The sequence below is a fragment of the Ruegeria sp. AP11 genome, from assembly GCF_056535865.1.
In genome coordinates, this window is record NZ_JBQFJB010000001.1 from 2,861,555 (window position 1) to 2,882,897 (window position 21,343).

Below are 21,343 nucleotides of genomic sequence, written 5' to 3' on the forward strand. Positions count from 1 at the left end.
CCTTGATCTCGTGTCGAGGGGCAGGCCGGACACATTTCAGAATTTGCGCGCTGTGCCGCACATATCGCGGTTCCGGTGCTGAGCTGGTCGATATATAGTGGTCGGCGACTCATTGCTGGAAAGGATAATTTCATGCCTCTGTCATCCGACCAACTGGCCGAGATCGAAGCTCAGCGCGCGCAGTCCAGCCCGACCCGCCGTGTCGTTTCCGAAGGTATGGAAGATCACCTGTACACCGCGCATCAGGTTCTGGATCACGGCTTTGTCCGCGTCATCGACTATATGGGCGACGATGCTGCGATCTGTCAGGCGGCGCGTGTGTCCTATGGCAAAGGAACAAAATCGGTGCAGAATGACGAGGGGCTGATCCGCTACCTCATGCGCCATTGGCATTCGACCCCGTTCGAAATGTGCGAGATCAAGCTGCACGTCAAGCTGCCGGTTTTTGTTGCGCGCCAGTGGATTCGCCATCGCACGGCGAACGTGAATGAATACTCGGCACGGTATTCGATCCTGGATCGAGAATTCTATATTCCTGCGCCAGAACACGTGGCGGCCCAATCAGAGGTCAACAATCAGGGCCGCGGCGACACGTTGCAGGGGGAAGAGGCCGCGCGCGTACTGGAAATCCTCAAGGCCGACAGCGCCCGTTGCTATGACAATTACGAGGCGATGATCGGGCAGGATGGCCAGCAGGGGCTGGCGCGCGAACTGGCGCGGATGAACCTGCCAGCAAATATCTATACCCAGTGGTATTGGAAGGTGGATCTGCACAATCTGTTCCACTTCCTGCGTTTGCGCGCCGACCCGCATGCGCAATACGAGATTCGGGTCTATGCCGATACCATGTGCAAGATCGTGGCCGACTGGGTGCCCTTTGCCTATCGCGCGTTCGAAGACTACCGGCTTGGTGCGGTAAACCTGTCTGCCCAGATGGTTACTTGCTTGCGCCGGATGATCGGTGGCGAGACCGTCACACAGGAAAACTCGGGCATGACCGCACGCGAGTGGCGTGAGTTCGAAGCCGTCATTCGCGAGAGCTGATCTTAAGAAAAAAACAAAACTGCGCGTCCGGAAACGGGCGCGTGCATTAGGGGGGGCTGACGGTTAACGGCCGGAAATTGGCCGCCAACCTTATTTATGCTTCCCGCCCGGGCGGGTTGCGCATCAAAGCGGCTTCAAATCAGCAGCCATCTGGCGGCCATCACGTCCGTCCTGCAACTCGTACGAGATTTTCTGATTGTCAGCGAGTCCGGTCAGTCCGGATCGTTCTACGGCCGAGATATGAACAAACACATCTTTGCCACCCTCATCGGGCGCAATAAAACCATAGCCTTTGGTTGTATTAAACCATTTCACGGTGCCGGTTGGCATTTCCCGTGTCTCCTTCTACTTTCACGTTGTCCCACAAATTGGTGGGGGCAGTGTATTGACAAGACCGCAACACATCACTGTTCGCCCACACGATACAGCCCGGATTGCGTGTTTCGTCTTTTTCAACATTGCACGGTGAAGTAAAAAATCAAGAATAACCGAGGCAGGCCGAACGGTTTGCCGAACTTTGCAGCAAACACAGGATCTGCCAAAAAATGCACCTATATGGGTTAAAGACCTGCGACACTTGTCGTAAGGCGTTGAAATCTCTTCCTGATGCTGAATTTGTCGATGTGCGGGCCGATGGCGTGCCTGAAAATGTGATGTCCCGGGCCTATGAGATTTTCGGCAAAGCCTTGCTCAACACCCGGTCTACAACCTGGCGTGGACTGGACGATGAAGCGCGCAATCGTCCGGTGCGTGAACTGCTGGCAGAACATCCGACTCTGATGAAGCGCCCTTTGATCGAAGTTGATGGACAGATGTTTCTGGGCTGGACGCCGGAAACCCGTGCGGGGCTTGGTGTTGCCTGAACAATTGCCTATGTGACAATGGGCACAACAGACGGAGACCGTTTATGCGCAACGCAGCCATGATACTCGGCGTGATCGCCGGGCTGATCGGAATGATTGTGGGGTTTTTCGGCTACGGCTATGTCGAGTTCGTAGACCGGTTCGGAGAGATTGATGGGATCGCCACGCAGGTGGATGACCCGGGCCTGATACAGACCGCTTCCATCGTGGCGCCTCTGTTAGCGCTTGTCGGCGGTGCGATGGCCCATGCCCGCGCGCTGGTGGGGGGCATATTGCTGCTGATCTCTGCGGTGGGAATGTATTACGCTTTTGGCTTTGGCGTCTTCACCATGTTCCCGATAGCATTTGCCGGGGTGGCCGGTCTGCTTGGGCTCGCCGCGGGAAAACCCGACGAACCCAAGGCACATTTCTAGGTTACTTCAGGCGCAGGATGCGATCCAGCGAGATTGGGCCTGCGCCGTTGATCACCATGACCAGAAACAGGAATGTCCACATGGTCCGCTGATCGATCAGTGACGGCGCAGCATCGAACAGACTACCCAGTTTGACCCCGTGGCCTGTCACGTCGACTATGGTCTGAACCCAGACGAAACCGATCATTGCAATTGCCGCGGCTCGGGTCAGTAGGCCGACCAACAGCAAGACGGGCAGGACAAACTCAGCCACCGTGCCAAAGAAGATGACGATGCGCTGAAAGAAAGTCATCTGAGTGACGTCCCATAGAACCGCCTCGGCCGCCTTGGGAAAAATCTGGCCGAATGCTCCACTTGAGGGCGAAAAGATCGAGCCGTCAATCTTCAACGTTGCCGAATTCCAGTAATAGAAGAACAGGACCGCAATAAAGACCACGCGCGCCAGAGTCGGCGTAAGCCAGCCCGAGGAATGGTCCACCTTCTCCATCGCGGAATTGTAGGTTGAGATCAGGGCAGTCATGTGTCCAGCCTTTCGATAGTCACAGAAGTTATTGCACCGCCTTGCAAAAGCAGTGCCAGAGTGGTTCCCAGGTCAAACTCGGGCGTCTCCGCCACTGTTGCCTCAAATGCGTCGCCGATGGTCTGCCCCGCCAGAATACGCGCGATCCACGCTGCTCCGCCCGCGGGCAGCAGGTGGGGTGCAGGGTCGTATTCGGGGCGTGTGATCAGCACATCCTGCGCTTCCGCCTGCGGTTTGGGGGCATCGTCCTGCGTGTTGAACCGCCAGATCGCATGGATCGGCCAGTCCGAGCGCAGAACATAGACAGCCGGGGCCAGGGACAGCCGTGCCTGCATCAAATCCTCGGGTGGGATCGCCAGGGCATCCGGGGCGATCGGCTGACGATCGGCGGCGTGATAAGACTGGCGCAGCGCGTGCTCCAGCCGGGCGACATCGGGCAGATATCCCAGATGAGACAGCTGCGGCATGGTTTCCAGAAACGCCGGAAACTCTTCGCCGTAAAACATCATCAACGGGGATGAGGGCGGGTGCTGGCGCAGGAAAATCCCGGCCAGCCCGTCCATGTTCTGCGTGCCCAGCAGCTTGGCGATCACCGGAAAGGCCTGATGCATCGCTTCGGTCAGGGATACCGCGACATTGTTGCGATAAACGCTGAATCGGCGTCCGGCCGGTTGGGCAACCGCATCCAGCAGCCCATCGGGGATCGGTTGGCCTGCATCCAGCAGAGCGTTGTGGAATGTTGTCTGCGACACGCTCATGCGGGCACGCGATCCAACGCCTTCTGCGCGCGTTCGGCCTCGACCCGCAAAACGGGCCAATCGGGTACATCGGTGTCCCATTCGATCAGCAGCGGCTTGGGGCCGGATTTGTCCAGAACATAGTCCAGCAAAGCCCAGACCGGATCGACCACCTCGCGCCCATGGCTGTCGATCAGCAGGGGGCGCCCGTGGTCATCTTCGTCCTCGTCATGCCCACCCAGATGGATTTCACCGACCTGATCCAGCGGATAGGCATCGATATAGCCTTGCGGCGAGAAATCCAGATTGGTGGCCGAAACAAAGACGTTGTTCACATCCAACAGCAGGCCGCACCCGGTGCGCCGCGCAATCTCGCGCAGGAAATCGGGCTCGGACCAGGTGCTTTCCTCAAACGCCAGATAGCTCGAGGGGTTTTCCAGCAGCATTTGCCGCCCGACCGCCTCTTGCACCTGATCGATATGATCGCAGACGCGGGCCAGAGTGGCATCGGTATAGGGCAGGGGCAGCAGATCGTTCAGGAAATGGCTGTGGTGGGTTGACCAGGCTAGATGCTCTGAGAAGCTGGCCGGGTTCAGCCAGCCGACCAGATGTTTCAGACGAGCCAGATGATCGGGATCGAGCGCACCCTCGCCACCGATGGACAGGCCGACGCCATGGACGGAAATCGGGAATTCTTCGGAAAGGTGGCGCAGTTGCGCCAGCGGGCGGCCGCCATCGCCCATGTAGTTTTCGGCGTGAATTTCCAGCCACGCCACGGGCTTTGCACTTTCAAGTATCTGCGCGAAATGCTGAGGCTTATAGCCGACGCCGGGTGCCGCAGGCAGGCGGTTCGATCGGAGAGCATCATCCAACATCAGCGCATTCCTTCTTTACGACGAAAGGGGCGGGCGATCATGCCCGCCCCTCAGGATACGTATGACCTAACTTATGCAGGCAGGTCGCGGTTCAGTTCTTCCAGCGAACCTTTGCGCGGAGTGCCGTCTGCCTGTGCGGGCAGTTCGATGTCGGCGCAGGTACCTGCGTCGACCAGGGTCCATGCATTGCCCTGATAATCGACGGTCGAGGTGCCCGCGCAGGTGGTGCCGGGGCCTGCCGCACAGTCATTCTGACCGGCCAGCGAAACGCCATAGCATTTCTCTTTGGCCTGTGCGGTCGCGGTGGTGGCGGCGCCCGATACGGCGGCTGCGACTGCGGTTGCGATAACCAGGGACTTAGCTGTGTTCGACATCTCGAGTAATCCTCTTGCTGACTGTGTTTGTCTGCTTGTGACACTAAACAAACTAGTGCCTCCGGACGCGCGTTTGAATTCACGAGCCCGTGTCTCACAAGCGCGTCAAAGATAGTCATGCCACCTTGCGCGTTAACAAACTGTTTTTGAAGGGGAAATGTTAAAATGTTTCAATCCGGCCCCGTTCAGGGGGCCGGATTTTTGGTGGTGTAATGCCGAATGTTACAGCAAATCAGGGGGGGTCGCGGCCTGCGACAGTTCATTTGTTACAGTTTCAAGCGATTGAACCTGCGTCTGTTTTTCACCCAGACGGCGGACGCTGACGGTACGCTCGTCCACCTCGCGGTGACCAACGGCCAGAATCACCGGCACCTTGCCAACCGAATGTTCGCGGACCTTGTAGTTGATCTTTTCGTTGCGGATATCCGCCTCGGCGCGAACACCTGCCGCTTTCAGCGTGTCGACAACCTCCATCACGTAGTCATCCGCATCCGAGGTGATCGAGGCAACCACGACCTGACGTGGAGCCAGCCAGAATGGCAGCTTGCCCGCGTGTTCTTCGATCAGGATACCGATGAAGCGTTCGAACGAGCCCAGGCAGGCGCGGTGCAGCATATAGGGGCGGTGTTTCGACCCATCTGCGCCAATAAAATTGGCGTCCAGCCGCTCGGGCAGGTTGGGGTCAACCTGCAGCGTGCCGCATTGCCAGGTCCGCCCGATTGCGTCGGTCAGGGTGAATTCCAGCTTGGGGCCATAGAATGCGCCTTCGCCTTCCAGCAGCTCGTAGTCATAGCCCGCCGCCTTGCAGGCATCGCCCAGCGCCTTTTCCACGAAGTCCCAGCTTTCGTCCGTGCCGATGCGCTTTTCGGGCCGGGTGGACAATTTGATGGTCCAGTCGTGGAAGCCCAGATCGGCGTAGACCTTGGACAGGAAGGCGATGAACTTGGCGGTTTCGGATTCAATCTGATCCTCGGCGCAGAAGATGTGGCCATCGTCCTGCGTGAATCCACGGACCCGCATGATCCCGTGCAGCGCGCCGGATGGTTCGTAGCGCGCGCAGGACCCGAACTCGGCCATGCGCAGGGGCAGGTCGCGATAGGATTTCAGGCCCTGATTGAACACCTGCACGTGGCAGGGGCAGTTCATCGGTTTCAGCGCGTTGATGGCCTTTTCGCGGGCATGATCTTCGTCCACTTCGACGATGAACATGTTTTCCTGATACTTGTCCCAGTGACCCGAGGCTTCCCACAGTTTGCGGTCGACGACCTGAGGGGTGTTGACCTCGACATAGCCGTCACGCTCCTGCATGCGGCGCATGTAGTCCTGCAGGGTGGTGTAGATTTTCCAACCGTTCGGATGCCAGAAAATCTGGCCCGGGGCCTCTTCCTGCATGTGGAACAGATTCATCTCGCGGCCCAGCTTGCGGTGGTCACGCTTGGCGGCTTCCTCCAGCATATGCAGGTGGGCCTTCAGCTTTTCCTTACCGGTGAAAGCGACACCGTAGATGCGCTGCAGCATGGCGCGATCACTGTCGCCGCGCCAATAGGCACCGGCAATGGACATCAGCTTGAACGCGTCCCCCGGCACCTGACCGGTATGCTGCAGATGCGGACCACGGCACAGGTCCTGCCAGTCGCCGTGCCAGTACATGCGCAGCGGCTCATCACCCGGAATGGCGTCGATCAGTTCGACCTTGTAGGGCTCGTCATTGGTGGTATAGAATTCGATCGCGCGCTGACGGTCCCAGACCTCAGTGGTCACGGGGTCGCGCTTGTTGATGATTTCCTTCATCTTTTTCTCGATCAGGCCGAGGTCTTCGGGCGTGAACGGTTCCGCCCGGTCAAAGTCGTAATACCAGCCGTTTTCGATCACGGGGCCGATGGTGACCTTGGTGTCGGGCCAGATTTCCTGCACCGCACGGGCCATGATATGCGCCAGATCATGGCGGATCAGCTCGTTCGCCTGAACTTCATCCTTCATGGTGTGGATGGCGATGTCGGAATCGGATTCGATGGGCCATTGCAGGTCCCAATGCTGGCCGTTTACCGTGGCCGAGATGGCCTTTTTTGCTAGCGAGGTCGAAATGTCGGCAGCCACCTGCGCAGGCGTAACGCCAGCCTCGTAGGATCGTGCATTGCCATCAGGGAAGGTGAGTGAGACGGATTTTGAATCCAGGGCCATATCGGCTCTCCTCGTCGGTTTGGCGCCCACTGAACGCCCGGTTGCGGGTTATATGTGTTCGGCTGATTTGGCAGGTGTATGTGCATGTGTCAAGGGCGGGAGCGAGGGGCTAGCCCCTCGCGCACCCCGGGATATTTATCGCCAGAGGAAGGCGATCCCGGAGTTGTGGTCAAAGGCGGGACATGCATGATACCGGAAACACCAATGAGGGTTTCATGGCAGAGACAGAATTTCTAGAGACCGCGCAGGAGCGGCGGCTGGCCTATCACAAGAGTGACGGGGAAGGGCCGACCGTTGTTTTTCTGGGCGGGCTCAAGTCGGATATGGAGGGCACCAAGGCGGTGCATCTTGAGGCCTGGGCGCAGGCGCGCGGGCAAGCGTTCTTGCGGTTTGATTATTCAGGGCATGGTGAGAGTTCGGGTGCGTTCACCGATGGCTGTATCGGCGACTGGCACGAGGATACCTTGGCGGCGGTATCACGCCTGACCGAAGGGCCCTTGATTGTGGTGGGCTCGTCGATGGGCGGCTGGCAGGCGTTGCTGCTGGCGCGGGTGATGCCCGAGCGTTTGGCTGGGTTGGTGACCATCGCGGCGGCGCCTGATTTTACCGAAGACGGGTATTGGGCGTCGTTTTCAGAAGAACAGAGATCAGCTTTGGAGGCCGAGGGGCAGGTCGAACTGCCTTCGGATTATATGGAACCTTACATCATCACCAAGCGGATGATCGAAGACGGGCGGCAGCGGTTGGTGTTGCGCTCGGCGCTGGAACTGCCGTTTCCGGTGCGTTTCTTGCAGGGCACAGCGGATACGGCTGTCTCGACCGAGACGGCGGTACGGTTGCTTGATCACGCGAAGGGCCCGGATATGCGGCTGCTGTTGGTGAAAGATGCCGATCACCGGTTCTCGGACGGGCCGTGTCTGGATTTGATCGAACAGGCACTGTTGGATGTGATGAGCGACGCCTGACGAGGGAATGCCTGAATGGCTGGCGGAAAATGGGGTAATTGATGCGCAAACCCGGCAGTATGTGGAGTCTTGAGACTTTGGGCCGGGTGCGCCTGTCGAGGCATTTCTTTATGCGTGACTTCCTGTATTCCGAGATCGGAAATTTCCACCAAAAGCAAAACATCCCCGACAACCCTGATCTGGCCATTGAAACCGGGCGTGCCTTTTGCGAAGCCTTGATGGACCCGCTGGAAGAGACCTTTGGCCGGGTCGCTGTGCGGTCGGGCTATCGCTCTCGGTCTCTGAACCGGTTCGGGAATGAAAACCGCCTGAATTGCGCCCGCAATGACAATCCGCTGGAGTGTCATATCTGGGACTGGGGGCAGGGCGATGCACGGGTCGCGGGGGCATCGGTGGTGATCCCGTGGTTTGCGGACCGCTATGCCGAGGGCCGTGATTGGCGCGATCTGGCCTGGTGGATGCATGATCATCTCGACTATTCCGAGATCTGGTTCTTTCCCAAGCTGTGCGCGTTCAATCTGATCTGGCGGCCTGTACCGCAGCGCCGGATCGACAGCTACATTGCCCCGCGTGGGTGCCTGTTGCGTGCGGGAGAGGAACCGGGCGAAACGCTGGCGCAGCGGCAGGCCCGATACGCGGATTTTCCGGCCTTTCGGGGTATTCAATACCCCTGAAGATTGCGCTTGCCGCGCGATGGCAAAACTCTCATCCTTAGGCAAAACAAGAACGTTGGAACCGTCGACCAAAGGAGGCCCCGCGTGATCGAGCCGCTGGTTCTGCTACCCGGATTGATGAGTGACGCACGGTTGTTTCGACCGCAGATCGAACGGCTGTCGCAAAACAGGGCGGTGACCGTTGCGCCGATTTCGGGCGGAGAGCGGATCGAAGAGATCGCCTCGGGTCTGCTGGACCAACTGCCACACAGGTTTGCGCTAGCAGGGCATAGCATGGGGGGCGTTGTCGCGCTGGAACTGATCCGCCGTGCCCCGGACCGGGTCACGCGCCTGTGTCTGATGGCGACGGATGCGCAGGCCGATACGCCGCATATCGCAGCAGATCGCGAAGAACTGATAATCGGTGCGCAAGCCGGGCGGCTGGACGAAGTGATGCATAAGGTGATCGGCTCGGATACGCTGGCTCCGGGGCCGCAGCGGATATCCATTCTGCAGGATACGATCCGGATGGCCAATGAACTCGGGTCTGACTTGTTCGTCCGACAGATGCGCGCGCTGCAGCGCCGGCCGGACCAACAGGCCACGTTGCGTCTGATCAAGGTGCCGACACTGGTTCTGTGCGGCGCGCATGACAATCTGACGCCGGTCAGGAAACATCAGTTCATGGCGGAACTCATTCCCGAAGCCGAACTACTGGTACTGGAGGGCGCGGGTCATTTGCCGATGTTAGAGGCCCCGGACGCAGTCAATGCCGCGTTGAGGGATTGGCTGAAGGTGTCGCTGCGATTGCTCTAGCCGTAATAAGCCGCGCGCTGTTCCTTGGTCAGGATAATCGGCGTAACGACCGGTGCAGCGGTGTCTGCCGCGAAGAACTGCGATGTTTTCCAGCTGCCCGACAGGCGTGATCCAAGCACGCGTCTGATCAATCCGATTGCCGCATATCTCAGGTTCTCGTGCTTTTGCTTGCCGTCCGATTTTGGCACAAACCCACGTGTGGTGATGGGTCCCAATGTGGACGGGTCGGCAATACGATTGACTATAAAACCCGCAAACGGAAGCTTGCCAGTCTGAGGCGTGGTCGCCAGCGGTGCATCACAGCAGCTTGCGTACCACCGCAACATTCCCTTCGGGCCGAGTTGCATGGCCGCCAGACGCTCGGCACCTGTTTCGATGCGGATGTCTTCGGGCGTGGTTTGCAGGATATCGACCGGGTCGGGGGCAGGGTCGGGTTGTTTGAAATACAGCTGCGCCGCACGGCAATCATGGCAGTAACACCCGACATGGGTGCCGCGTTTGACACCCTTGGGCGTTATGTAACCCTGCAGGACACCGCAGGTGCAGGAAAAGGGAACGGCAGCTGCGGAAGGCTGGTTCATGCAACTTTGTTGCTGTTGGCGGCGCGGCGTCTGGGCTTCTTGCGGCTGTTTTCGTTCATGAAATCAATCACAAGCGGGCGGATGTTGTCGCGCCAGCTGCGACCGGCGAAGATGCCATAGTGGCCCGCACCGGGTTCCACATGGCTGGCCTTCTTGCTGTCGGGCAGGCCGGTGCACAGGTCCAGTGCCGCGATGCACTGGCCGGGGGCCGAGATATCGTCATTCGCACCTTCAACTGACTTCACCGCAACATCGGTGATCTTGCCGATATCCACTTTATGCCCGGCGACGACAAATTCGTTGCGCGCAATCTCACGGTTTTTGAACACACGCTCGACCGTCGACAGATAGAACTCGGCCGTCATGTCCATCACCGCCAGATATTCATCATAGAACCGGTTATGGGCGTCATGGTCCGAGGCTTCGTCCCGGATCACGCGCTGGATCTGATCAGTGAAGGCCTTGCTGTGACGCTCGGCGTTCATCGACATGAACGAGGCCAGTTGCAGCAGTCCGGGATAGACCATCCGGCCCACGCCTTTGTATTTGAACCCGACCCGCTGAATCATGGTCTCCTCCAACTGCCCCATGGTCACGCGGCGGCCGAAATCGGTGACCTCGGTCGGGGTGGCGTCGGGGTCGACGGGACCGCCGATCAGAGTCAGGGTGCTGGGCTGTGCCTTGGGCTCGACCTCGGCCAGATAGGCGGTTGCGGCCAAGGTCAGGGGGGCTGGCTGGCAGACGGCTACGACGTGTGTGTCGGGGCCCAGCTCCTTCATAAAATCGACAAGGTAGAGCGTATAATCCTCGATATCGAACTTGCCTTCGGAAACAGGAATGTCACGCGCATTATGCCAGTCGGTGATGTAAACTTCGCAATTGACGATCAGGCTTTTGACGGTCGAACGCAGCAGCGTGGCATAGTGGCCGGACATCGGTGCCACCAACAAAACCTTGCGCGGCTGTTCCTCGCGCCCGTTGACGCGGAAATGGATCAGATCGCCGAAGGGGCGTTCCAGAACCGTGGTGACGTCGACCAGATGGTCCTTGCCGTCCTCGCAGGTGAAGGTGCGGATGCCCCAGTCCGGCTTGACCACCATGCGTTGGAACGTGCGCTCGGTCACCTCACCCCAGGCCGCCATCCAGTTGAAGGCGGGGTTGGGTGTCATTGAAAACATCGGATAGGAGGCCATCGCACTGGCAGTTGCACCAAGCCACTGATTGGTGTTACGCATGGTTTCCATCAGGTCGTAGGTCATCATGTAGCGCATCGAATGTGTCTCCTGCGTATCAGCGTGAGAGTTTGGACCATTCGTCGCTTTGCCCCCCGACGCCCACGACGTTATTCTGCATAGCAGCGAGATTAGGTGGGAATTGTTAAAATGACAACTACTGACGACCAGACGCCGAAATTGACCGAAGAACATATTGAACGACTTAAGGAAAATATGGGCAAGGTCGAAGAATTGTCCAAACGTCTTGTCGAAGTCATGGCCGGCAAAACGCCGCACACTCCCGCGCTGGACGGTCCGAATCAAGAGCTTTTTGCAAAAGCAGCAACGGCCTACTGGGCCGAAGCTTTTCAGAACCCGACCAAGCTGCTTGAGCATCAGATCGAATACTGGGGCAAGTCGGTTCTTAACTTTGCCGAGGCTCAGAAAACTCTGACAAGCGGCGATGGCGAAGCGCCCGATACCCAGCCCAAGGACAAGCGGTTTTCAAACCCGATGTGGGAGACCAACCCCTATTTCCGCCTGATCCGCCAGCAATACCAAACCAATGCCGAGGCAATCTCGCAGGCGGTGGCGTCGGTCGAGGATCTGGAGACCAAGGATAAGCAACGCCTTCAATACTTCTCGCAACAGATCATCGACATGATGGCGCCGACGAACTTTCTGGCGACCAACCCGGATGCGTTGGAAAAGGCGATCGAGACCGAAGGTCAGTCTCTGATCAAGGGCCTTGAAAATCTGGTGTCGGACCTTGAGGCCAACGATGGCGAGATGGTCGTCCGATTGGCCGATGAAAGCGCGTTCGAGATTGGCGGCAATATCGCCACGACACCGGGCGACGTGGTCTATCGTAACCGGATGATGGAACTGATCCAGTACAAGCCGGTGACCGAGACGGTGCACGAAACGCCCATCGTCCTGTTCCCGCCATGGATCAACAAATTCTACATTCTGGACCTGAAAGCCCAGAACAGCCTGATCAAATGGGTGACCGAGCAGGGCTATACTCTGTTTGTGGTCAGTTGGGTGAACGCCGACAGCTCTCATGCCGATATCGGGATGGAGGATTACATTCAGGAAGGTTTCCTGACCGCCATCGAAGAGGCCAAGAAAATCTGCAAGGTCAAGCAGGTCAATGCGGTGGGCTATTGCATTGCGGGTACGACACTGAACCTGACCCTCTCTCTGCTGAAGCAACGCGGCGACAAATCGATCAAGTCGGCGACCTTCTTTACCACGCTGACGGATTTCGGAGAGCAGGGCGAATTCACACCCTTCCTGCAGAATGATTTCGTGGACGGGATCGAGGATCAGGTCTCGAAAGATGGCATATTGAAAGCATGGATCATCGGGCGGACGATGTCCTTTCTACGGTCTCGGGACCTGATCTATACACCGGCCATTCGCAACTACATGATGGGCGAAACGCCGCCCGCTTTCGATCTGCTGTATTGGAACGGCGACGGCGCCAACCTGCCGGGCCGTATGGCGATCCAGTATCTGCGCGGATTGTGCCAGAGCAACGATTTCGTCACCGATGGGTTCGAGTTGCTGGGGCATAAGCTGCATATCAAGGATGTCGATGTGCCCCTGATGGCCATCACCTGCGAGACGGACCACATCGCGGCGTGGAAGGATTGCTATCGTGGTGTGCAACAGATGGGGTCGAAGTCCAAAACCTTTGTGGTTTCGGAATCGGGTCATATCGCGGGCATCGTGAATCCGCCCAGCAAGAAGAAATATGGCCATTATACCAACCCGGATATGAAAGCGGATGCCGATACCTGGCTGAAAGAGGCCGACTTCCATGAAGGATCCTGGTGGCCGATGTGGGAGGCGTGGCTGAAGAAGCGCTCCGGCAAGCAGGTTCCGGCCCGCGACACCGGCGATTCGGACCATCCGCGCCTGTGCCCGGCGCCGGGGACCTATGTTTTGGTCAAGGCAAACCGCTGATATCATTTTGAAACCCACATTTTTCTGCATTGCAGCAAGAAAAAACTTGCAATGCTGCGATGCAGCAATCATATTGTCCTCAAGCTGATGAAACCCGGGGTGGGCCCGGATAGGCTAAAAGGATTAGGACAATGGCAAAGACCCAAGACTTTACCGCGACCCTGAAAGACATGATGGGTGCATTCCCGGTTGACACAAGCGCTCTGGAAGACGCGTTCAAATCGACCGCATCGCTGAACGAAAAGCTGTCGGGCGTTGCCCTGGACGCAGCTGAGAAGTCGGCTGAAATCTCGAACAAATGGACCAAGGAAACCCTGGCCAAGCTGACCGAGATGTCGAAAGCAAAGGCAGAGCCTGCCGACTACGCAAAAGCCGCAACCGACTTCGCAAGCGCGTCGGCTGAAGTTGCTGCCGAAAACATGGCCGCTTTCGCCGAGATCGCAAAAAAAGTTCAGACCGAAACCGTTGAGCTGCTGATGGCGGCTGGCAAAGACGCAGCCGAAGAAGCAACCTCGGCCGTCAAGAAAGCCACCAACGAGGTGACTGCTGCCGCAAAAAAAGCAGCAACCACCAAGTAAGGTTAGACTGCGATAGCGCACCCATTCCTCCCAAATGGTGCAATCGCTGCGGGCAGGTCGTTTGACCTGCCCTTTCTTTTTGTTCTGCAGTCGCATAACCTGCGCTGCAATGCATCATCCTTGGGGAGGGTACAAGGTGTCAGACCAAGAAAAGCCGTTGCTGATCAAGCGCTATGCCAGCCGTCGGCTGTATAACACTGAGACCAGCGACTATGTCACGCTTGAAGATATCGCCGGTTTCATCCGCGATGGACGCGAAGTTCAGATCATCGATCTGAAAACCGGGGATGATCTGACGCGACAGTATCTGCTTCAAATCATTGCCGAACATGAAAGCCGGGGCGAGAATGTGTTGCCGGTCAATGTGCTGAACGATCTCGTCCGCAGCTATATGGTGCCAGGCGGGGGCATGATGCCGCAATTCCTGCAAAGCTCATTCGAGATGTTGCGCGAAAGCCAGTCCAAGATGATGGAAAATATGAACGCGATGAACCCGATGTCGCAGATGCCGGGCTTCGACGCGATGCAGGCGCAGCAACAGGCGTTTCTGAAGGCCATGACCGGCGGGCTGTCCGGCAAATGGTCGGGTTCGGATGGTGAGCAGGAAGAGTCGGAACCCAAAGAAGATCTGGACGACATCAAAAAGCAACTCGCGGAATTGCAGCAGAAATTGTCAAAACTCAGCTGATTGGCCCGATGCGCTGGCTGCTTATGATCGGGGCGCTGCTTTGGGCGCACACGGCGCTTGCGCAGGGTCAATTCTCGGGCCTGTGGCAGCCGATCTGTACGATGGGGCAGGATGCCTCGGCTGGCTGTGCAGACATCCGGGATCGCGAAATTCTGAATGCTGCCGAGGCACCGTGGCAAGCTGTGGGGCGTGTCAATTTCGCCAGCCGCAGCCAGCGGTCGCACTGCACGGGCGTTATGATATCCGAACAGCTGGTGCTTACGGCGGCGCATTGCCTTTATAATTCTGTCCGTCAGCGCTGGATACCGCCTTCAAGCATCCGCTTCGCCGCAGGCTATCAGCGCGGTGAAGCCGTCGCGGTGTCTGACGTCATCGCTTATCGGCTGGCCCCAGCGCAAGGTGCGGATGGAGCATTCGACAACCGTGCCGATCTGGATTGGGCGGTGCTGGAATTGTCCGACCCGTTAGGGGCGGAACTTGGGTTCTTCTCCATCGCCACGGATGCGCCCCGTGAAGGATTTGTTGCAGGCTATCCCGGCCTTCGCCCACATGTGCTGAGCCGTACCGGGCTCTGTAAGCCTCAATTGCTCGGGAACAATCTGCTCAACGCGATTTGCCCTGTCATGATGGGGGATTCCGGCGCTCCGCTGTTGGTTGCGACCGACAACGGCCTAGCAGTTGCAGCGATATTGTCGCGCATCGCGCCGACCCCGGATGGGATCGACGCGTTGTTTTTATCGGTTCAGGCGTTTGATCTGACCGGGAATTGATCAGGTGCCATAGACCGGCATCGGACCGACCACTTCTCCGATCGAAGCCAGCAGGATATCCGCGATCACGTCCAGTTCATCACGCGTCAGACGCACGGGCAGGCGCACGTCGCATGCGCTCATCAGCATGGCGCGGGTTTGTGGCAGGTCGACCTGTTCGGGCAGGAATTGCCAGTTCCAGAAAGCACGCGCATTGTCCTGGCTCAGGCCGAAGACCTGTACCTTGACGCCCCGCGCATCAGCGGCTGCGGCGAAGGCTTTGATGTCATCCTCGCCAAGCCCCACCAGATTGAACTGGATCGAATCCGGTGCACGACGTTCAGGCGCCAGCGGCGCAGGTACGTCGATATGAGGCGATGCGTTCAGCCGGTCGGCAACATAGTCATGGTTTTCCAACCCGTCACGGACCCGGCGCGCCAGTTCAGGAATTTGCGGACGGATCACGGCGGCGCTGAGATTGCTCATCCGCAGGTTATACAGTGGTAATTTATTCTGCCAGCGGGCAAAGGCCAGCTCAAGCTCAGATCCGCCCGTGTGTTTCTTCCAGTTGTGCTCATATGCACCGGACATGATGACCGTACGGGCAACCAGATCGGCATCGTCAGTGATCAGGATGCCACCTTCTCCGGCATTGATCATCTTGTAGGACTGGAACGAGAAACAACCGACCTTGCCGATGGTTCCGATATTGCGCCCATTCCACGTGGTGCCCAGCGAGTGGGCAGCATCTTCGATCACGGGGATATCGCGCGCGTCGCAAAGTTCCATGATCGCGTCCATATCCGAGGTATGGCCGCGCATGTGGCTGACGATCACTGCCTGCACACCGTCCAGCTTGGCCGCGAAATCGGCCATATCGATGCGGTAATTCTGTCCGACCTCGCACAAAACCGGAATGCAATCCGCATGAACGACCGAGGACGGCACTGCGGCAAAGGTAAATCCGGGGATCAACACCCGTGCATCTCGGGGAAGCCCCAGAGCTTTGAGCGACAGAAACAGCGCGGCTGAGCAGGACGACACGGCCAGCGCGTATTTGCTGCCCAGCAGCGCGGCAAACTCGGCTTCAAGCAGCGCAACCGGCGCGTCTTGGGGTGCAGTATAGCGGAACAGGTCGCCTGATTGCATCAAGACGTCAATGGCATCTCGTGCGGCGGCGGGGATGGGTTCGGCGTCATGAACGTTGGGTACAAGCGTCATATTTGGATTTCCCGAATTGTATCTTTGGGAAATATAAAATCATAAGTCATCCAAGCCAAGACCCGTTTCGCCGCACAGGCGAAATTTCACCAAATCGTCGTGATTGCAGGGTTCAGAATCCCAGACGGTCGCGCAGGGCAAACCAGGTCATCGCCAGCACCAACAAGGGGCTACGCAGAGCGGGGCCTCCGGGAAATGGCAGGGCGGGGACACGGGCCATGGTGTCGAAACCCTCGGCCTGACCCTGAACAGCCAATGCCATCAACTGCCCGGCATGGGTGGCCGTACCCACGCCGTGGCCGGAATAGCCCGATGCCGAAAGGATGTTGGGGGCCAGCCGCGCCAGATAGGGCATCCGCCGCATGGTGATCGCAAGCGTGCCGCCCCAGGCGTAATCGATCCTGACATCACGCAGATGCGGGAAGATCTCGGTCATCGGTTTGCGCACCTTGGCGGCGATATCGGACGGAAAGCGATACCCATAACTCTCGCCACCGCCAAACAGCAGGCGATTATCGGCGCTGAGGCGGAAATAATTCACCACAAACTTGGTATCGGCGACTGCGACGTCCCGCGTCAGAACGCGGGCCGCGTCAGCGCCCAGCGGTTCAGTTGCGGCGATGAAGTTGTTGATCGGCATCACCCGCTTGGCCACTTTGCCGTTCAGGCCGCCTAAGTAGCCATTACAGGCCAGAATGACATGGTCGGAAGTTACCGTGCCCTGCGCTGTGCGCACGGTGGCCGGGCTTGTTTCCTCGATACCGGTGACCTCGGTGCTTTCGAAGATTCGCACGCCGGCTTTGGCGGCGGCCTGAGCCAGACCCAAGGCGAAGTTCAACGGATGCAAATGCGCAGCGCCCCTATCCAGATACCCGCCGCGATAGGTGGGCGAGGGGCAGAGCGCGTGCCCTGCGCCTTCGTCCAGAATCTCCATCTGGTCATAGCCATAGCGGCCGGACAGATGCGCCGCGTGCTCATGCAGCTCTTGCTGTTCCCCATGGCTAAGTCCCAGAACGGCCACGCCCGGTTTCAGGTCGCAGTCGATCTGGTGCCTTGCAATCAGCGATTTGACCAGATCCTTCGCATCCTCGGCCAGATCCCACAGCTTGGCGGCGTCATCGTTACCGACCAGCCGCTCAAGGTCTTCCTGATCCATCCGCTGCGCGCTGCCCAACTGGCCACCGTTGCGGCCCGACGCGCCAAAACCCACGCGATGCGCCTCGAGCAAAACCACATCGAACCCGGCTTCGGCCAGATGCAGAGCGGCGGACAAGCCGGTATACCCCCCGCCGACCACACAGACATCCGCCTTTATGTCGCCTGACAGTTCAGGAAACCGATCCATCGGATTGGCCGTCGCAGCGTACCAACTGGCCGGAAACTCGGCCTTGCGGTCGTTGGCATAAAGCAGGTTCATCGCGGGCCTCAGACGTTCATCAGCAGATGCTCACGCTCCCACGGAGAGATGACCTGCAGGAACTCCTCGTATTCAGCGCGTTTGACGATGCCGTAAACGCGGGCGAATTCTGGGCCAAGCACCTCATGCAGGGCGGTGGCCTCATCAAACAGGTCCAGCGCGTTACCCATGACCTGCGGGATATCTCCGTCCCCTTCATAGGCGTCGCCATAGAACTGACGGCGCGGACGTTCCTGCTGGGTCAGGCCCAGATAACCGCAGGCCAGCGACAGCGCGATGCCCAGATAGGGGTTGCAGTCCATGCCTGCGATGCGGTTTTCCACCCGGCGCGCCTCGGGTCCGGATAGCGGCACGCGGATACCGGTGGTGCGATTGTCGCGCGCCCATTCCAGATTGATCGGCGCGGCGTGGTCTTTCACATAACGGCGGTAGGAGTTCACATAGGGGGCCATGACGGCCAGACCTGCGGGCAGGTGGTTCTGCAGACCCGCAATGTAATGATAGAAAGCGTCGGTCTCGCCCCCTTGCGGGCCCGAAAAGATGTTCTGGCCGGTTTCCATGTCGATGATCGAATGATGGATATGCATGGCCGAGCCCGGCTCATCCTCGATCGGTTTCGCCATGAATGTGGCAAAGCAGTTGTGACGCAGCGCGGCTTCGCGGATCAGACGTTTGAAATAGAACACCTCATCAGCCAGTTTGACCGGGTTGCCATGGCGCAGGTTGATCTCAAGCTGACCAGCGCCGCCTTCCTGCGTGATGCCGTCAATCTCAAACCCTTGATGTTCCGCGAAATCATAGATGTCGTCGATTACGGGGCCGAACTCATCGACAGCAGTCATTGAATAAGCTTGCCGCGCCGCAGCCGGTCGGCCCGAGCGGCCCATCATCGGTTTGATCTCTTGCGCCGGATCGACATTTGGGGCGACCAGAAAGAACTCCATCTCGGGGGCCACAACCGGTTTCCAGCCTTTGTCGTGATAGAGTTGCACAACGCGTTTCAGCACGTTGCGCGGACTGAAGGGGATCGGGTTGTCGTCGCGGTCATAGGCGTCATGGATCACCTGCAACGTCCAATCGCCGGTCCAGGGCGCGGCGGAGGCTGTCGAGAAATCGGGCTTCAGGATCATGTCGCGTTCGATGAATCCGTCTTCACCGGCGGCCTCGCCCCAGTCGCCGGTGATGGTCTGATAGAAGATGCTGTCGGGCAGATGGAAATAGGCCTGTTTGGCGAATTTCGACGCAGGAACGGCTTTGCCACGCGCAATGCCGGGCAGGTCCGAGATAATACACTCGACCTCATCCAGCCGCTGCCCGTCGATATAAGCGCGTGCCGCTTGCGGCAGTTCGTCTTTCCAGTCGGCCATCAGGCCCTCGCTTTCTTCAGGAACTCAGCCATGTAGCGCCCGATTTTGCTGTTATCGTCCGGGGCGTCGCTGCGGTTGGCAGCGGCCTGCATCAGATCGTCGGGGACGACGCCCTTGCCGCGTGTCTCCATCAGGCCCTGGATGAAATCATTGCCGTATTCCGGGTGGGCCTGCACGGTCCAGATCGTATCGCCATAAGAGATCATGGCGTTGCGGCAAAAGTCGTTTGTCCCCATCACCCTGGCGCCTTCGGGCACTTCGGTCACCTGATCCTGATGCCACGCATTCAGCGTGACAGTTTGATCATCAAACGCATACTCAGTGCGCCCGATGGCCCAACCCCCTTTGAACTTTTCCACTTTCCCACCAAGCGCTTGCGCAATGATCTGATGACCAAAGCAGACACCGATCAGCGGATTGCCGGTCGCCTGAATATCACGGATCAATTGTTCGAGCTTTGGGATCCACGGATGATCCTCGTAGGCGCCGTGGCGCGATCCGGTGATGACCCAGCCATCGGCCTGGAGGGCATCGTTGGGGAACTGGTTGTCGACGACTTTATATGTCTGAAATTCAAAGCCGTTCCCGCCCAATAAAGCGCGGAACATACCATCATATTCTCCAAATTGATCATACAATTCATCGGGTGGGTGGCCGGTTACGAGGATGCCGATTTTCATGAGTCACCAAATTTGATCAAATTATACTCTAGCGGAGCACGGACTGCCGGGCAAGGGGATCATACGGCCTCGAGATAGCTGAGCCAGTGGTCTTCGGGCCGCAGATCCGCAAAGCGCGCGATTTCCTGCCGTTTGGTCATCGCCATATAACGGATCAGATCGGCAGGGAAGATGCGGGCAACTACAGGGTCGGTCTCGAAGGCAGAGATGGCCGCAGACCAGTCCGCCGCCAGTTGCGGCAGGCCCTCGATCTCATAGGCATTACCCGAGATCGGGGCAGGCGGCTGCATGTTGTCCTCGATCCCGACCAGAGCGGCCCCGAGCACTGCCGCCAGCATCAGATAGGGGTTGATGTCCCCTCCGGCCACGCGGTGTTCGATGCGTCGCGCGGCGGGCGCACCGCCCGGAATACGCAGCGCGGCGGTGCGGTTTTCATAGGCCCAGCTGGCCCCGGTCGGCGCGTGCGCGCCGGGCACCAGCCGCGTATAAGAGTTGCCATGCGGCGCAAAGATCAGCGTTGAGCCCGGCATCGCCGCCAGGCATCCGGCCACGGCTGAGTGCAGCACATCGGTTCCCTCGGGCCCGCCATTGTCAAAGACGTTCTTGCCCTGCGCGTCGACCACCGAAAAATGCACATGCATCCCGTTGCCCGCATCCTGCGCATAAGGCTTGGCCATGAAAGTTGCCGTAAAGCCGTGTTTGCGCGCAAGACCGCGTGTTAAAGCCTTGAAAAGCCACGTATCGTCGGCGCAACGCAGGGCGTCCTGATGGTTCAGGTTGATTTCGAACTGACCTATGCCGCTTTCGGATATGGCGGTCTGGGCGGGGATCCCCATGGCGGTGCAGCCGTCATAAAGATCGGTGAAAAAGGCATCAAATGCGTCCATCTCGGCCATCGAGAGAACCGACTCTGCCAGCAGCCTGCGCCCGGTCACGGGGTTGATCGGTGGCTGGGGTTCGGCGCCTGAGGAATCCAGCAAAGTGAACTCAAGCTCGGTCGCTGCGATCACCGACCAGCCGCGTTCGGCATAGCGGTTCAGGACGGCAGATAAAGCGTGCCGCGGGTCGCCCGGAAAGGGCGTTCCGTTGTCGTCATACAAGCACATCGGCACCAGCGCAGAGGGTGTTTCCAGCCACGGCATCGGGACGGCTCCACGTTCGGTCGGGCGCAGGACACCATCGGCATCGCCGCTTTCGAAGACCAGCGGGCTGCCTTCGATATCCGCCCCCCAGAGGTCGACATTCAGCGCCGAAAACGGCATGCGCACGGCCCCCTGTTCCAGCTTTTCAGCGTAGGAGGGAGGCACGCGTTTGCCGCGCATCTGGCCGTTCAGGTCGCAGGCGGCGACGCGGAATGTGTGCAGGGCGCTGAGGTCCATATTGGGGCTCCGTTGCTCGTGTTCCTGCAGGTTTAAAGGAGGTCCGGCGCGTTGTCA

Annotated in this window: 23 protein-coding genes; 10 read left to right on the top strand and 13 right to left on the bottom strand. The window is 58.7% G+C overall.

Annotated elements, in window-relative coordinates; all coding sequences use genetic code 11:
- Positions 1–132: 132 nt before the first annotated feature.
- The gene (gene thyX, locus ACR3E4_RS14285; RefSeq protein ID WP_480536190.1) at positions 133–1,044 is read left to right on the top strand and encodes an FAD-dependent thymidylate synthase; all 912 of its coding nucleotides are present in this window, start codon (positions 133–135) and stop codon (positions 1,042–1,044) included.
- A gap of 123 nt (positions 1,045–1,167) precedes the next feature.
- Here thyX and ACR3E4_RS14290 read toward each other — a convergent pair whose 3' ends face one another.
- Entirely contained in the window at positions 1,168–1,374 is a 207-nt protein-coding gene (locus ACR3E4_RS14290) for a cold-shock protein (protein ID WP_170382500.1), read from the bottom strand.
- Positions 1,375–1,589: 215 nt separating this feature from the next.
- Here ACR3E4_RS14290 and ACR3E4_RS14295 point away from each other — a divergent pair, with 215 nt between their 5' ends.
- Positions 1,590–1,907, top strand: coding sequence for an ArsC/Spx/MgsR family protein (locus ACR3E4_RS14295; RefSeq protein WP_480536189.1), 318 nt, complete (start codon positions 1,590–1,592; stop codon positions 1,905–1,907).
- 44 nt (positions 1,908–1,951) lie between these two features.
- Entirely contained in the window at positions 1,952–2,320 is a 369-nt protein-coding gene (locus tag ACR3E4_RS14300) for a hypothetical protein (RefSeq protein WP_480536188.1), read from the top strand.
- A 1-nt stretch (position 2,321) separates the two neighbouring features.
- Here ACR3E4_RS14300 and ACR3E4_RS14305 read toward each other — a convergent pair whose 3' ends face one another.
- From ACR3E4_RS14305 to thrS, 5 genes are all read right to left on the bottom strand, one after another.
- On the bottom strand, positions 2,322–2,840 hold the full coding sequence (locus ACR3E4_RS14305) for a hypothetical protein (protein WP_480536186.1): 519 nt from the start codon (positions 2,838–2,840) through the stop codon (positions 2,322–2,324).
- Positions 2,837–3,598: an HvfC/BufC N-terminal domain-containing protein gene (locus ACR3E4_RS14310; RefSeq protein WP_480536184.1), complete on the bottom strand. Its 762-nt coding sequence runs from the start codon at positions 3,596–3,598 to the stop codon at positions 2,837–2,839. Before ACR3E4_RS14310 ends, ACR3E4_RS14305 begins: the two co-directional genes overlap by 4 nt.
- Positions 3,595–4,452 (bottom strand): MNIO family bufferin maturase, encoded by an 858-nt coding sequence (gene bufB, locus ACR3E4_RS14315; protein ID WP_480536183.1) that lies wholly within the window; start codon positions 4,450–4,452, stop codon positions 3,595–3,597. Before bufB ends, ACR3E4_RS14310 begins: the two co-directional genes overlap by 4 nt.
- A 71-nt stretch (positions 4,453–4,523) precedes the next feature.
- Entirely contained in the window at positions 4,524–4,826 is a 303-nt protein-coding gene (locus ACR3E4_RS14320) for a BufA1 family periplasmic bufferin-type metallophore (RefSeq protein WP_480536181.1), read from the bottom strand.
- Positions 4,827–5,048: 222 nt separating this feature from the next.
- Positions 5,049–7,007 (bottom strand): threonine--tRNA ligase, encoded by a 1,959-nt coding sequence (gene thrS / locus ACR3E4_RS14325; protein ID WP_480536180.1) that lies wholly within the window; start codon positions 7,005–7,007, stop codon positions 5,049–5,051.
- A gap of 215 nt (positions 7,008–7,222) precedes the next feature.
- Between thrS and ACR3E4_RS14330 the strand changes: the two genes are divergently transcribed.
- From ACR3E4_RS14330 to ACR3E4_RS14340, 3 genes are all read left to right on the top strand, one after another.
- The gene (locus ACR3E4_RS14330) at positions 7,223–7,972 is read left to right on the top strand and encodes an alpha/beta hydrolase (RefSeq protein WP_480536178.1); all 750 of its coding nucleotides are present in this window, start codon (positions 7,223–7,225) and stop codon (positions 7,970–7,972) included.
- A 59-nt stretch (positions 7,973–8,031) separates the two neighbouring features.
- Entirely contained in the window at positions 8,032–8,646 is a 615-nt protein-coding gene (locus tag ACR3E4_RS14335) for a hypothetical protein (RefSeq protein WP_480536210.1), read from the top strand.
- An 84-nt stretch (positions 8,647–8,730) separates the two neighbouring features.
- Positions 8,731–9,441, top strand: a complete 711-nt coding sequence (locus ACR3E4_RS14340) for an alpha/beta fold hydrolase (RefSeq protein ID WP_480536177.1) — start codon at positions 8,731–8,733, stop codon at positions 9,439–9,441.
- Here the strand turns inward: ACR3E4_RS14340 and ACR3E4_RS14345 are convergent.
- Positions 9,438–10,022, bottom strand: a complete 585-nt coding sequence (locus ACR3E4_RS14345; protein WP_480536176.1) for a DUF6151 family protein — start codon at positions 10,020–10,022, stop codon at positions 9,438–9,440. The genes ACR3E4_RS14340 and ACR3E4_RS14345 overlap by 4 nt on opposite strands.
- The gene (phaZ, locus tag ACR3E4_RS14350; protein ID WP_480536175.1) at positions 10,019–11,293 is read right to left on the bottom strand and encodes a polyhydroxyalkanoate depolymerase; all 1,275 of its coding nucleotides are present in this window, start codon (positions 11,291–11,293) and stop codon (positions 10,019–10,021) included. The genes ACR3E4_RS14345 and phaZ overlap by 4 nt, the downstream gene beginning before the upstream one ends.
- Before the next feature lie 111 nt (positions 11,294–11,404).
- Here phaZ and ACR3E4_RS14355 point away from each other — a divergent pair, with 111 nt between their 5' ends.
- From ACR3E4_RS14355 to ACR3E4_RS14370, 4 genes are all read left to right on the top strand, one after another.
- The gene (locus tag ACR3E4_RS14355) at positions 11,405–13,207 is read left to right on the top strand and encodes a PHA/PHB synthase family protein (protein WP_480536174.1); all 1,803 of its coding nucleotides are present in this window, start codon (positions 11,405–11,407) and stop codon (positions 13,205–13,207) included.
- A 131-nt stretch (positions 13,208–13,338) separates the two neighbouring features.
- On the top strand, positions 13,339–13,785 hold the full coding sequence (locus ACR3E4_RS14360) for a phasin family protein (RefSeq protein ID WP_480536172.1): 447 nt from the start codon (positions 13,339–13,341) through the stop codon (positions 13,783–13,785).
- Between the two features lie 136 nt (positions 13,786–13,921).
- Positions 13,922–14,473 (top strand): polyhydroxyalkanoate synthesis repressor PhaR, encoded by a 552-nt coding sequence (phaR, locus tag ACR3E4_RS14365; protein ID WP_480536171.1) that lies wholly within the window; start codon positions 13,922–13,924, stop codon positions 14,471–14,473.
- Between the two features lie 8 nt (positions 14,474–14,481).
- Positions 14,482–15,243, top strand: a complete 762-nt coding sequence (locus ACR3E4_RS14370) for a trypsin-like serine peptidase (RefSeq protein ID WP_480536169.1) — start codon at positions 14,482–14,484, stop codon at positions 15,241–15,243.
- Here ACR3E4_RS14370 and ACR3E4_RS14375 read toward each other — a convergent pair whose 3' ends face one another.
- The 5 genes from ACR3E4_RS14375 to ACR3E4_RS14395 form a co-directional block, all read right to left on the bottom strand.
- A complete protein-coding gene (locus tag ACR3E4_RS14375; RefSeq protein ID WP_480536168.1) occupies positions 15,244–16,443 on the bottom strand; it encodes a DegT/DnrJ/EryC1/StrS family aminotransferase in 1,200 nt (399 codons plus the stop codon). It lies immediately after the preceding gene.
- Positions 16,444–16,555: 112 nt separating this feature from the next.
- Entirely contained in the window at positions 16,556–17,860 is a 1,305-nt protein-coding gene (locus ACR3E4_RS14380; RefSeq protein WP_480536167.1) for an NAD(P)/FAD-dependent oxidoreductase, read from the bottom strand.
- 8 nt (positions 17,861–17,868) lie between these two features.
- Positions 17,869–19,227 (bottom strand): glutamine synthetase family protein, encoded by a 1,359-nt coding sequence (locus tag ACR3E4_RS14385; RefSeq protein ID WP_480536166.1) that lies wholly within the window; start codon positions 19,225–19,227, stop codon positions 17,869–17,871.
- On the bottom strand, positions 19,227–19,907 hold the full coding sequence (locus ACR3E4_RS14390; protein ID WP_480536165.1) for a type 1 glutamine amidotransferase: 681 nt from the start codon (positions 19,905–19,907) through the stop codon (positions 19,227–19,229). The genes ACR3E4_RS14385 and ACR3E4_RS14390 overlap by 1 nt, the downstream gene beginning before the upstream one ends.
- A gap of 59 nt (positions 19,908–19,966) precedes the next feature.
- On the bottom strand, positions 19,967–21,286 hold the full coding sequence (locus ACR3E4_RS14395) for a glutamine synthetase family protein (RefSeq protein ID WP_480536164.1): 1,320 nt from the start codon (positions 21,284–21,286) through the stop codon (positions 19,967–19,969).
- Positions 21,287–21,343: the final 57 nt, after the last annotated feature.

Bases quoted from the DNA above. Each gene is read 5' to 3' on its own strand.
- thyX (WP_480536190.1), top strand. From the start codon at position 133: ATGCCTCTGTCATCCGACCAACTGGCCGAGATCGAAGCTCAGCGCGCG.
- ACR3E4_RS14290 (WP_170382500.1), bottom strand. From the start codon at position 1,374: ATGCCAACCGGCACCGTGAAATGGTTTAATACAACCAAAGGCTATGGT.
- ACR3E4_RS14295 (WP_480536189.1), top strand. From the start codon at position 1,590: ATGCACCTATATGGGTTAAAGACCTGCGACACTTGTCGTAAGGCGTTG.
- ACR3E4_RS14300 (WP_480536188.1), top strand. From the start codon at position 1,952: ATGCGCAACGCAGCCATGATACTCGGCGTGATCGCCGGGCTGATCGGA.
- ACR3E4_RS14305 (WP_480536186.1), bottom strand. From the start codon at position 2,840: ATGACTGCCCTGATCTCAACCTACAATTCCGCGATGGAGAAGGTGGAC.
- ACR3E4_RS14310 (WP_480536184.1), bottom strand. From the start codon at position 3,598: ATGAGCGTGTCGCAGACAACATTCCACAACGCTCTGCTGGATGCAGGC.
- bufB (WP_480536183.1), bottom strand. From the start codon at position 4,452: ATGTTGGATGATGCTCTCCGATCGAACCGCCTGCCTGCGGCACCCGGC.
- ACR3E4_RS14320 (WP_480536181.1), bottom strand. From the start codon at position 4,826: ATGTCGAACACAGCTAAGTCCCTGGTTATCGCAACCGCAGTCGCAGCC.
- thrS (WP_480536180.1), bottom strand. From the start codon at position 7,007: ATGGCCCTGGATTCAAAATCCGTCTCACTCACCTTCCCTGATGGCAAT.
- ACR3E4_RS14330 (WP_480536178.1), top strand. From the start codon at position 7,223: ATGGCAGAGACAGAATTTCTAGAGACCGCGCAGGAGCGGCGGCTGGCC.
- ACR3E4_RS14335 (WP_480536210.1), top strand. From the start codon at position 8,032: ATGTGGAGTCTTGAGACTTTGGGCCGGGTGCGCCTGTCGAGGCATTTC.
- ACR3E4_RS14345 (WP_480536176.1), bottom strand. From the start codon at position 10,022: ATGAACCAGCCTTCCGCAGCTGCCGTTCCCTTTTCCTGCACCTGCGGT.
- phaZ (WP_480536175.1), bottom strand. From the start codon at position 11,293: ATGCGCTACATGATGACCTACGACCTGATGGAAACCATGCGTAACACC.
- ACR3E4_RS14355 (WP_480536174.1), top strand. From the start codon at position 11,405: ATGACAACTACTGACGACCAGACGCCGAAATTGACCGAAGAACATATT.
- ACR3E4_RS14360 (WP_480536172.1), top strand. From the start codon at position 13,339: ATGGCAAAGACCCAAGACTTTACCGCGACCCTGAAAGACATGATGGGT.
- ACR3E4_RS14370 (WP_480536169.1), top strand. From the start codon at position 14,482: ATGCGCTGGCTGCTTATGATCGGGGCGCTGCTTTGGGCGCACACGGCG.
- ACR3E4_RS14375 (WP_480536168.1), bottom strand. From the start codon at position 16,443: ATGACGCTTGTACCCAACGTTCATGACGCCGAACCCATCCCCGCCGCC.
- ACR3E4_RS14380 (WP_480536167.1), bottom strand. From the start codon at position 17,860: ATGAACCTGCTTTATGCCAACGACCGCAAGGCCGAGTTTCCGGCCAGT.
- ACR3E4_RS14385 (WP_480536166.1), bottom strand. From the start codon at position 19,227: ATGGCCGACTGGAAAGACGAACTGCCGCAAGCGGCACGCGCTTATATC.
- ACR3E4_RS14390 (WP_480536165.1), bottom strand. From the start codon at position 19,907: ATGAAAATCGGCATCCTCGTAACCGGCCACCCACCCGATGAATTGTAT.
- ACR3E4_RS14395 (WP_480536164.1), bottom strand. From the start codon at position 21,286: ATGGACCTCAGCGCCCTGCACACATTCCGCGTCGCCGCCTGCGACCTG.